Consider the following 2,710-nt stretch of genomic DNA (forward strand, 5'->3'; position numbering starts at 1 on the left):
CCTCCCGGGCCGCCCCCTGCCGGCCCGCCTGCCCGAACCGTCCCTGGGACCGTCCCGGCGGCCGTTCCTCGGCCTTCGTCCCGTCCATCTCGTGCACCGTGTCCACGTCGAGCGCCCATCCGGCACCACCTCCGGCACCCACGGTGGTCGCGTTCCCCGCACCGTGTGGATCTTGGTGGATGGACGGCCCCCGCACGACAGAAGCCTCACCCTTTCGAGTGAGGCTTCTTGGCCGCTTGCGGTGGTTTTCCACAGGTCAGCCGCCCGGGAGCTCCAGATCCGTCTTGTTGAGCTCCTCGATGTTCACGTCCTTGAACGTCAGGACCCGTACCTTCTTGACGAAGCGGGCCGGCCGGTACATGTCCCACACCCAGGCGTCGGCCATGGTGACTTCGAAGAACACCTCGCCCTGGACGGAGTGCACCTGCATGTCGTAGTCGTTGGTGAGGTAGAACCGGCGTTCGGTCTCGATCACGTAGGTGAACAGTCCGACGACGTCTCGGTACTCCCGGTAGAGCTTGAGCTCCATCTCGGTCTCGTACTTCTCGAGGTCCTCGGCGCTCATGGCATGTTCCCCTTCAGCCGTGCGATCCCACCATTGTGCGTCAGTCCCACGAGCCCCTGGGCGATTTCCGGCTCAGGGGTCTCCGGCCCGGCAGGGGGACCTTCGCCGAGCGGCCTGTGCGGCAGCCCGGCGAGTCCCGTGGGATACACCGTCTCATGCGACCGCCCGAGTTCCCCACACGTCCACCACCGCGCTTGCGCGAAAGTCGCACGCTCCAGGACGATCCCGGTCGTATCGACCCTGACCAGGCAGGACCGCCGGGCAGCGCCCGGCAGGCGTCGCGTCTGCCCGCGGCGGCGTGAGGCGTTCGTCGGGGTCAGGGACCACCGCCCGCACCCACGGCTCGGGGCGGGCCGAGGTCAGCCACCCTCAGCCACGGGCCGGGGTCGTCCCCCGCCTCCGGGTCAGCAGGCCCGCCACCGGCCCGTAGGCGGCCCCCGCGAAGATCATCAGCGCTCCGGCCGTCACCAGGGTGACCTGGGTCGTCAGCGGCCCGGCCGGGGTGGGTTCGTCGCCGAGCACCCGGAAGCCGGTGGCGGGCTCCAGCATGCCCTTCATCGGCCACACCACGGCGTCCACCCGTCCCTTGACCGCGCTGCGGGCGACCGTGCCCCCGCCCTTCTCCATGAGGTGGGCGGTGGAGTCGAGGGAGCCGCTGCGGTCGTCGCCCAGCAGGAACAGCCTGCCCTTGGGCACGGTGACCTCGGAGAAGGACGCCGTCGCCGCGAACGGGTCGTCGTGGGTGTAGGGCTCGTCGATCCGCTCGCCGTTCACCTTGAGCCCGCCGTCGGAACAGCAGGCCACGGTGTCGCCGCCGATCGCGACGACCCGCTTGACCAGGGGAGCGTCCGCCCACGACTTCTGCTCGAAGACCACGACGTCGCCGCGCCGCACCTCGGAGCCGTCCACCCGCTGCGCGAGCACCCGGTCGCCGGCGCCGATGGTGGGGTGCATGGACAGCGTGGGAACGGTGAACGGCACGTACATCAGCGCCGCCCAGCCGAAGCCGCCGAGGAACAGCAGCGTGCCCAGCGCGACCACCAGGCCCGAAAGCCGCTGTCCCAGCCGGCTGCCGGCCGGGGTGCCGCTCGGGGCGACGGCGCCCCCGCCGCTGCTCGCCGCGGCCGTTTCGGTCCTGCTCTCACTGCCCATGGCCCCGCACCCTACCCGGCGGTACGGCGCCTGGTCAGCCCCTGTCGGCCGGCTCCCCACACGGTCTCCTCACACCCCGACGGCCCGCGCCCCGGTCCCGGAACGGGTCACGGCCCGTTCCTCCGCGGGCGGAGGAACGGGCCGTGACGGCGTCGAGGCGCGGGATCGCGGGGCGAAAGGGCCCTGCCTACTTGTTCAGCGCGGGCTGGTCGAAGGTCTCCGGCACCGGCAGGGTGCCCCAGCGGTTGATGGGCCACGCCTTCACGACGGCGCGTCCGACGACGTCGTCGACCGGGACCATGCCGTTGTGGGCGTCCTCCTGGTTGTAACGGGAGTCCTTGCTGTTCTGGCGGTGGTCGCCCATCACCCACAGGTAGCCCTCGGGCACCTTGACCTTGAACTGCCCGGCGTCGTCGTCGCTGCACGGGGTGTTGCCCGGGAAGACGTACGGCTCGTCGAGCGCGACGCCGTTGACGACGACCTTGCCGGTGCCGCGGCACTCGACGGTGTCCCCGCCAACGCCGATCACGCGCTTGATCAGGTCCCGCTCCTCGGAGGAGGGCATCAGACCGACCCAGGTGAGCACCTTCTGGAAGGCGTTGGGCTCCTCCACCGGCTGGCCCGCGAGCCAGTTGTCCGGGTCGTGGAAGACGATGACCTCGCCGCGCTCGGGCTCCGCGCCGAACCACGGGGTGAGCTTGTCGACCAGCACCCGGTCACCGCGCTGCAGCGTGTTCTGCATGGAGTCCGAGGGGATGGAGAACGCCTGCAGCAGGAACGTCTTGATCACCAGGGCGAGGACCAGCGCGATCACGACCAGCAGCGGCAGTTCCTTCCAGAACGACCGCACCTGCTGGTTCGAGGAGCCGCGCCGCGACCCCTGGCCGCCGTCCTCCTCCGGAGCCCCGCCGGAACCCTCGGGGTCACTGCCGTGCGTCACGTCCTCACCTTCCTGCGGGCCGGGTTCGGGAGACCGCCTCCGCCATCCGTCGC

General features: G+C 70.9%; 3 protein-coding genes. All 3 read right to left on the bottom strand.

Features of this window, described 5'->3' with window-relative positions:
* Window positions 1-256 precede the first annotated feature (256 nt).
* The 3 genes from ACOV8S_RS13165 to lepB (ACOV8S_RS13175) all read right to left on the bottom strand — a co-directional run bounded on the left by ACOV8S_RS13165 (window position 257) and on the right by lepB (ACOV8S_RS13175) (window position 2,657).
* Entirely contained in the window at window positions 257-565 is a 309-nt protein-coding gene (locus tag ACOV8S_RS13165; protein WP_108954178.1) for a DUF2469 domain-containing protein, read from the bottom strand.
* Between the two features lie 369 nt (window positions 566-934).
* Entirely contained in the window at window positions 935-1,717 is a 783-nt protein-coding gene (lepB, locus tag ACOV8S_RS13170; RefSeq protein ID WP_448318012.1) for a signal peptidase I, read from the bottom strand.
* Window positions 1,718-1,904: 187 nt separating this feature from the next.
* Window positions 1,905-2,657 carry a signal peptidase I gene (lepB, locus tag ACOV8S_RS13175; protein ID WP_448318013.1) on the bottom strand — a complete coding sequence of 251 codons (753 nt, stop codon included), beginning with the start codon at window positions 2,655-2,657 and terminating at the stop codon, window positions 1,905-1,907.
* Between the last annotated feature and the right edge of the window lie 53 nt (window positions 2,658-2,710).

Source organism: Streptomyces sp. CO7, from assembly GCF_053474865.1.

Coding starts and splice junctions, on each gene's coding strand:
- ACOV8S_RS13165 (WP_108954178.1), bottom strand. CDS start 565: ATGAGCGCCGAGGACCTCGAGAAGTACGAGACCGAGATGGAGCTCAAG.
- lepB (WP_448318012.1), bottom strand. CDS start 1,717: ATGGGCAGTGAGAGCAGGACCGAAACGGCCGCGGCGAGCAGCGGCGGG.